This window comes from Demequina rhizosphaerae (assembly GCF_000971255.1).
Taxonomy (GTDB): Bacteria; Actinomycetota; Actinomycetes; order Actinomycetales; family Demequinaceae; genus Demequina; species Demequina rhizosphaerae.
On the sequence record NZ_BBMC01000008.1, the window covers coordinates 165,543 to 172,697 of the forward strand.

Genomic DNA, 7,155 nt, shown 5'->3' on the forward strand with positions numbered 1-7,155 from the left:
CGGACGGTGGCCGTAGACTCCACCATGAGGGAGGGAGCCCCCATGAAGGACATTCAGATCGACCCGCGCGGACCCCGGTTCAGCGCGTTCTGGCAGCTCGCGTTCTCGGTGTCGGCGCTGCTCGTCGGCGCCAACGCCGCGGGCATCGCGATCATGGCCGTGCTGCTCGTGCTCTTCCTGCCCGGTGCGATCATCGGCCCGCAGGCCACGCTGCAGGGCTGGGTGTTCCGCAAGGCGGTGCGCCCGCGCCTCGACCCGCCGACCGAGACGGAGTCCTTCCGGCCGCCGCGCTTCGCGCAGCAGATGGGCCTCACGTTCTGCACCCTCGCGGTGGCGTCCGGCCTGCTCGACCTCGACGCGGGCTTCTTCATCTTCACGGGCTTCGTGACGTTCGCCTCGTTCCTCAACAGCGTCTTCGACCTGTGCCTGGGCTGCGAGATCTACCTGCTGTTCAAGCGCGCCACGACCCGCACCGCCGCCTGACATGGCCACGCTCGTCGTCAAGGTCACGTGCGGCACGGAGCGGGTCGAGACGCTCATGCAGGCGTTCACCGTCGCCGCCACCGGAGCCGCCTCGGGTCTCGACGTGAGCCTGTGGCTCACGGGCGACGCGACCCTGCAGGCGCTGCTCGGCGCGGACGACGTGGTGATCCCCCACTCCCCGCCGCTGTCCCAGCTGCGCGACGCCGTCCTCGCCGCGGGGACCCTCACGGTGTGCGCGCAGTGCGCGGCCCGCCGCGAGATCACCGAGGAGGAGCTGGTGCCAGGCGCGCGCATCGCGGGGGCCGCGGCCTTCGTCGCGGAGGCCACCGCACCCGAGGCGACCGCGCTCGTGTACTGAGCCCGCGCATCGTCCGGGCGGGGCGTGGAACGGGACCTCGGTCCCGGCATAGACTCGGCGCATGACTGCACTCGAGGTCACCTTCACCGTGCTCGCCGTCCTCGCGTTCGCCGCGACGACCTGGATCGCGGGCGTCGTCGCGTTCCGCCTCGTGAAGGGCCCGAAGCGGTGACGTTCGTCATCCCGTCCGACCTGGCCCCCGAGCTCTACCCGCTCGCATGGGTGGTGGGCACGTGGGAGGGCCACGGCGTCCTCGAGTACCCCGGCATCGAGACCGCGGACTTCCGTCAGCGCGTGGTGTTCGACCACGACGGCGGCCCGTACCTCACCTACACGGCGACCATCACGCTGATGGGCCCCGACGGCGAGGAGGGCCAGGTGTGGTCCGTCGAGTCCGGCTTCTGGCGCGTCGCGCCGACCGCCCCCGAGGGCGTCCAGCTCGGCGAGAACCAGCACCCGCTCGAGGTGGTCCTCGCGGACGCCTCCGGCCTCCTCACCGCGTTCTTCGGCGCGGTCGGCAACGGCCGCATCGACCTCGCGAGCCGCTTCGCCGCCGCCACCGAGTCCGGCCCCGACGTGCGCGCCGCGACCCGCATGTACGGCAACGTCGGCGGCGAGCTCATGTGGGCGTGGGACCTCAAGGCCTTCGGCCAGGAGCTCCGGTCGTACGCGAGCGGCCGCCTGTCGCGCGTCGAGGGACCCGAGGTGCCCGAGGACGCGGACACCATCGCGCCCGACCCGGAATCCTGACGGCGCTCCCGCGCGTTCACCCGACATGACCTCCCCCCTCCTCGACCGACACGGCGCCGTCGTGGGCGTCGGCCCCGACGCGGGCGTCGCCTGGCACTACGGCGACCCCACCGCGGAGCAGCGCGCCCTCGAGGCCGGCCGCGCCGTCGCCGACCAGTCCCACCTCGGCATCGTCACCGTCACCGGCCCCGACCGCCTCACCTGGCTCGACTCGCTGTGCACGCAGCAGGTCGCGGACCTGGCCCCCGGCGAGTCCGCCGAGCTCATGATCCTGTCGCCCCAGGGCCGTGTCGAGCACGTCGCCGGCCTCGTCGACGACGGCACCACCGCGTGGCTCCTCTCCGAGACCGCGCCCGCGCTCGCCGCGTTCCTCGACCGGATGCGCTTCATGCTCCGCGTCGAGGTGCACGATGCGACGGCCGAGTGGGCGGCGATCGGCGAGGCCGTAGCGCGCCCCGCCGCCGCGGGCGAGCCCGTCACGTGGGTCGACCCGTGGCCCGGCGTCACCGCCGGCGGCACGTCCTACGCCGCCGATCCCGCGGCCCTGTCCGGGTCCGAGCGCCCCTGGCGGCTCGTGCTCGTGCCGCGTGCCCGGCTGTCCGAGGAGATCCAGGAGCGCGTCGACGCCGGCTGGACCCTCGTGGGCACCTGGGCGACGGAGGCGGTCCGGATCGCCGCGCATCGTCCCCGCGCGGGCCGCGAGATCGACGACCACTCGCTGCCGCACGAGCTCGACTGGCTGCGCACCGCGGTGCACCTGCACAAGGGCTGCTACCGCGGCCAGGAGACCGTCGCGAAGGTCCACAACGTGGGCCGCCCGCCGCGCCGCCTCACCATGCTCCACCTCGACGGGTCCGGGCACGAGCTGCCCGAGCCCGGCGTCGACGTCCACCGCGCGGACGGCGCGATCGCCGGCCGCGTGACCTCGGTAGCGCGCCACCACGAGCTCGGCCCCATCGCGCTGGCCGTGCTCAAGCGCTCGACCGATCCCGCGGCGACGCTCACCGTGCCGACCGACGGCGGCCCCGTCGCCGCGGCGCAGGAGCTCATCGTCAACGCGGACGGCTTCTCCGCCGACCGCCCTCCCAAGCCGGGACCCACGATGAAGGGGCTGCTCATGGGCAAGGGCTGCGCCGCCGACGGCGGGGACCTGCCCGGCTGAGGCCGTCCCTCGGCGCTGCGCTAGCGTAGGTGCCCGATCGATCCTTCGGAGGAGGCTCCCGTGTCCCTGTTCGGCTGGCTTCAGAACGCCCTCGTCCTGCTCATCTCCATCGCCGCGTTCGCCGGCGCCGTGTGGGGCCTCGTCGACGCCTTCCGCCGCCCGGAGGAGGCCTTCACCGCGGCGGGCAAGTGGTCCAAGACCATCTGGCTCGTCATCCTCGGCGTCGCGACGATCGTCGCCTTCATCTCGCTCCCGTGGCCGCTGGGCACCGGCGGCGGCATCGGAGGCATCCTCGGCATCGCCGCGATCGTCGCGGTGATCATCTACTTCGTGGACGTGCGCCCCAAGCTCGGCGGCGGCTTCGGCTCCGGCGGCGGCCAGCGCGGCCGCTCCACCGGCGGCTGGTGAGCCGCGGGTGAAGGCGGTCCTCCAGCGCGCCTCGCGCGCGTCGGTGACTGTCGACGGCGCCGTCACGGCCTCGTTCGACCGGCAGGGCATCGTCGCGCTCGTGGGCGTCACCCACGGCGACGGGCCGGAGCAGGTGCAGACCATCGCGCGCAAGATCGCCGAGCTGCGGATCCTGTCCGACGAGAGGTCCGTGTCCGACGTCGACGCCCCCGTCATCGTGGTCTCGCAGTTCACCCTCTACGCGGACACCCGCAAGGGGCGGCGTCCGTCGTGGAACGGCGCCGCTCCCGGCCCGGTGGCGGAGCCGCTGGTCGAGTCGGTGGTGTCGGCGCTCCGCGAGCGCGGGCTGACGGTCGGCACCGGCGTCTTCGGCGCCCACATGGACGTGGAGCTCGTCAACGACGGCCCCATCACGATCCTCGTCGAGGCCTGACCCTCCCGCCGTCCCTCCCGCCCCTCGGCTGGGCCACCCAGTACTCCCGTCTCGCAACCGGCACGCGCCACGGGACATCCAGTACTCCTCGACCCGCGCATCGTCCCTCCGCAATCCCTTCACGCCCCTGGCGAACACGGGCATGAGGCGCGGGGGCCCGCGGTTAGCCTGGAAGCACCCGTGGTGGGCGACCGCCGCGACCCCGGCCCCGGCCGGACGAATCAAGGGAGGCTGACATGTTCGAACGGTTCACCGATCGAGCCCGTCGTGTTGTGGTGCTCGCGCAGGAAGAGGCGCGCATGCTCAACCACAACTACATCGGTACCGAGCACATCCTGCTCGGCCTGGTGCGCGAGGGCGAAGGCGTGGCCGCGAAGGCCCTCGAGGCGATGGACATCTCCCTCAACGGCGTCCGCGAGCAGGTCCAGGAGATCATCGGCGAGGGCTCGCACGCCCCGTCCGGGCACATCCCCTTCACGCCGCGCGCGAAGAAGGTCCTCGAGCTGTCGCTGCGCGAGGCGCTGCAGCTGGGCCACAACTACATCGGCACGGAGCACATCCTGCTGGGCCTCATCCGCGAGGGCGAGGGCGTGGCGGCGCAGGTGCTGGGCAAGCTGGGCGCGGACCTCGGCGGCGTGCGCCAGCAGGTCATCCAGCTGCTGTCGGGCTACGAGGGCAAGGAGCCGGTCACGTCCGGCGGCGGCCCCCAGGAGGGTCAGCCCGCGGGCTCGACCGTGCTCGACCAGTTCGGCCGGAACTTCACGCAGGCCGCGCGCGAGGGCAAGCTCGACCCCGTCGTGGGCCGCGAGCTCATCATGGAGCGCGTGATGCAGGTGCTGTCGCGCCGCACCAAGAACAACCCCGTCCTCATCGGCGAGCCCGGCGTCGGCAAGACGGCCGTGGTCGAGGGCCTGGCACAGGCGATCGTGCGCGGCGACGTGCCCGAGACGCTCAAGGACAAGCACCTCTACACGCTCGACCTCGGCTCGCTGGTCGCGGGCTCCCGCTACCGCGGTGACTTCGAGGAGCGCCTCAAGAAGGTGCTCAAGGAGATCCGCACGCGCGGCGACATCATCCTGTTCATCGACGAGATCCACACGCTCGTGGGTGCCGGCGCGGCCGAGGGCGCGATCGACGCGGCCTCGATCCTCAAGCCGATGCTCGCGCGCGGCGAGCTGCAGACCATCGGCGCGACCACGCTCGACGAGTACCGCAAGCACGTCGAGAAGGACCCCGCGCTCGAGCGCCGCTTCCAGCCCATCCAGGTGCCGGAGCCGGAGCTGTCGCACGCCATCGAGATCCTCAAGGGCCTGCGCGACCGCTACGAGGCGTTCCACCGCGTCACCATCACGGACGACGCCATCGTCGCCGCCGCGACGATGGCCGACCGCTACATCTCCGACCGGTTCCTGCCGGACAAGGCGATCGACCTCATCGACGAGGCGGGCGCGCGCCTGCGCATCCGCCGCATGACGTCGCCGCCCGAGCTCAAGGAGCTGGACGACAAGATCGCGGGCGTGCGCCGCGACAAGGAGTCCGCGATCGACGAGCAGGACTTCGAGAAGGCCGCCAACCTCCGCGACGTGGAGCGTCGCCTCTCCGAGGAGCGCTCGCGCAAGGAGGAGGCCTGGAAGTCGGGCGACCTCGACGTCGCCGCCGTGGTGGACGAGGACCTGATCGCCGAGGTGCTCTCGATGTCGACCGGCGTGCCCGTCACGCGCGTGTCGTCCGACGAGTCCTCGCGCCTGCTCCACATGGAGTCGGAGCTGCACAAGCGCATCATCGGCCAGGAGCAGGCCATCAAGGTCCTGTCCCAGTCGATCCGCCGCACCCGTGCGGGCCTCAAGGACCCGAAGCGTCCCGGCGGCTCGTTCATCTTCGCCGGCCCGACCGGTGTGGGTAAGACCGAGCTCGCCAAGGCGCTCGCCGAGTTCCTCTTCGGGGACGAGGAGGCGCTGATCTCGCTCGACATGTCGGAGTACGGCGAGAAGCACACGGTGGCCCGCCTCTTCGGTGCGCCTCCCGGCTACGTCGGCTTCGAGGAGGGCGGCCAGCTCACCGAGAAGGTGCGCCGCAAGCCGTTCTCCGTGGTGCTGTTCGACGAGGTCGAGAAGGCCCACCCGGACATCTTCAACTCGCTGCTCCAGATCCTCGAGGACGGCAAGCTGACCGATGCCCAGGGTCGCGAGGTCAACTTCAAGAACACCATCATCATCATGACCACCAACCTGGGTGCGGACGCGATCTCGCGCCGCCAGGCCACGGGCTTCTCCGCGATCAAGGAGGGCGGCCACACCTACGAGGACATGGTGAAGCTGGTCAACGGCAAGCTGAAGGAGCACTTCAAGCCGGAGTTCCTCAACCGCGTCGACAACGTGGTGGTGTTCCCGCAGCTCACGCAGGCCGAGATCATCCAGATCGTGGACCTCATGGTCGCCCGTCTCGACGAGCGCATGAGGGACAAGGACATGGGCATCGAGCTCACGCAGGCGGCCAAGCAGCTGCTCGCGGAGAAGGGCTACGACCCCGTCCTCGGTGCGCGACCGCTGCGCCGCGCCCTCCAGCGCGAGATCGAGGACCCGCTGTCGGAGAAGATCCTCTTCGGCGAGGTCACCTCGGGCCAGATCATCCGCGTGGACGCGCAGGGCGAGGGCATCCTCGGCGAGTTCACGTTCGAGGGCATCGACCGTGACGAGGTCGTGGGCGAGCCGATCGGCGAGGACCCCGAGGTCACCTCGAACACCAAGAAGGACTAGGCGGCCCGACCGTCACCGGAAGGCCCGGCTCCCCCGTGGGTCGGTTCTAACGATCCCCGCAACACCCTGACTTCAGGGAGTTGCGGGGATCGTGTCGTTTGAGGAGTTGAGAGTCCAGTTCTTTGACGTGCTGGAATTGCACGAGGGCAATATCACGGCGGCTGCTCGTGCTGTTGGCGTGAGCCGGAACACGGCGTATGGATGGGCACGGAAGGCAGGTGTGCGCGGTCGTGGAACGCCGGGCACGGGCCCCCATCCGGGACGGGCCGAGTATGAGCGGCTGCGTGCTGCCGGGGTGCGGCGCAGCGTCGCTGCCGCCCGGGTTGGCGCGCATGAGCGCACCGCCGAGGAGTGGGACCGAGGCGTCGTGAAGTCCAATGGCACGCGCCTTTATCCCGATGGCCGCTTCATCGACTACAAGACGGGTATGACGACCTACACGTCCGCTACGCCCCAGCTGTCCGTGGCTGCTGTTGAGGCGGTGCTGGATCCTCGGTTCCTGACCATCGTCGACCGGGAGACGATCGCGGACCTGAAGCGCCAGGGCTGGTCGCTGCGGGCGATCGGGCGGGAGCTGGGTCGGCCGGCGTCGACCATCAAACGCGAGATCGACAACCGCAGCACCGACCGCTTGTACCGTCCTCATGCGGCGCAGCGCTCATGGGCGGCCAGCCGGACCCGGCCCAAGGAGTCGAAGCTCGCGCATCCTGGCCCGTTGCGGGACTTCGTGGTGGAGAAGCTGCGCCTGAAGTGGTCGCCGGAGCAGATCTGTCACGCTCTGATCGACGAGTATCCCAGCGACGAG

8 protein-coding genes are annotated in these 7,155 nt (G+C 71.0%); all 8 read left to right on the forward strand.

Annotated features, from left to right (window positions below):
- Window positions 1-42 precede the first annotated feature (42 nt).
- Entirely contained in the window at window positions 43-483 is a 441-nt protein-coding gene (locus AOM07_RS11885; protein WP_062314041.1) for a DUF4395 domain-containing protein, read from the forward strand.
- Between the two features lies 1 nt (window position 484).
- Entirely contained in the window at window positions 485-841 is a 357-nt protein-coding gene (locus tag AOM07_RS11890) for a DsrE family protein (RefSeq protein ID WP_062314043.1), read from the forward strand.
- A gap of 168 nt (window positions 842-1,009) precedes the next feature.
- Window positions 1,010-1,591, forward strand: coding sequence for a heme-binding beta-barrel domain-containing protein (locus AOM07_RS11895; RefSeq protein ID WP_062314045.1), 582 nt, complete (start codon window positions 1,010-1,012; stop codon window positions 1,589-1,591).
- A gap of 25 nt (window positions 1,592-1,616) precedes the next feature.
- A complete protein-coding gene (gene ygfZ / locus AOM07_RS11900) occupies window positions 1,617-2,753 on the forward strand; it encodes a CAF17-like 4Fe-4S cluster assembly/insertion protein YgfZ (protein ID WP_062314047.1) in 1,137 nt (378 codons plus the stop codon).
- A gap of 60 nt (window positions 2,754-2,813) precedes the next feature.
- Complete coding sequence (locus AOM07_RS11905; RefSeq protein ID WP_062314050.1) at window positions 2,814-3,161, forward strand: DUF2516 family protein; 348 nt, start codon at window positions 2,814-2,816, stop codon at window positions 3,159-3,161.
- A 7-nt stretch (window positions 3,162-3,168) separates the two neighbouring features.
- The gene (gene dtd / locus AOM07_RS11910) at window positions 3,169-3,594 is read left to right on the forward strand and encodes a D-aminoacyl-tRNA deacylase (protein ID WP_062314052.1); all 426 of its coding nucleotides are present in this window, start codon (window positions 3,169-3,171) and stop codon (window positions 3,592-3,594) included.
- Window positions 3,595-3,830: 236 nt separating this feature from the next.
- Window positions 3,831-6,350: an ATP-dependent Clp protease ATP-binding subunit gene (locus AOM07_RS11915; RefSeq protein ID WP_062314053.1), complete on the forward strand. Its 2,520-nt coding sequence runs from the start codon at window positions 3,831-3,833 to the stop codon at window positions 6,348-6,350.
- Between the two features lie 295 nt (window positions 6,351-6,645).
- On the forward strand, window positions 6,646-7,155 hold a 510-nt coding region (locus AOM07_RS11920; RefSeq protein ID WP_228374456.1), incomplete at its 3' end, for a helix-turn-helix domain-containing protein.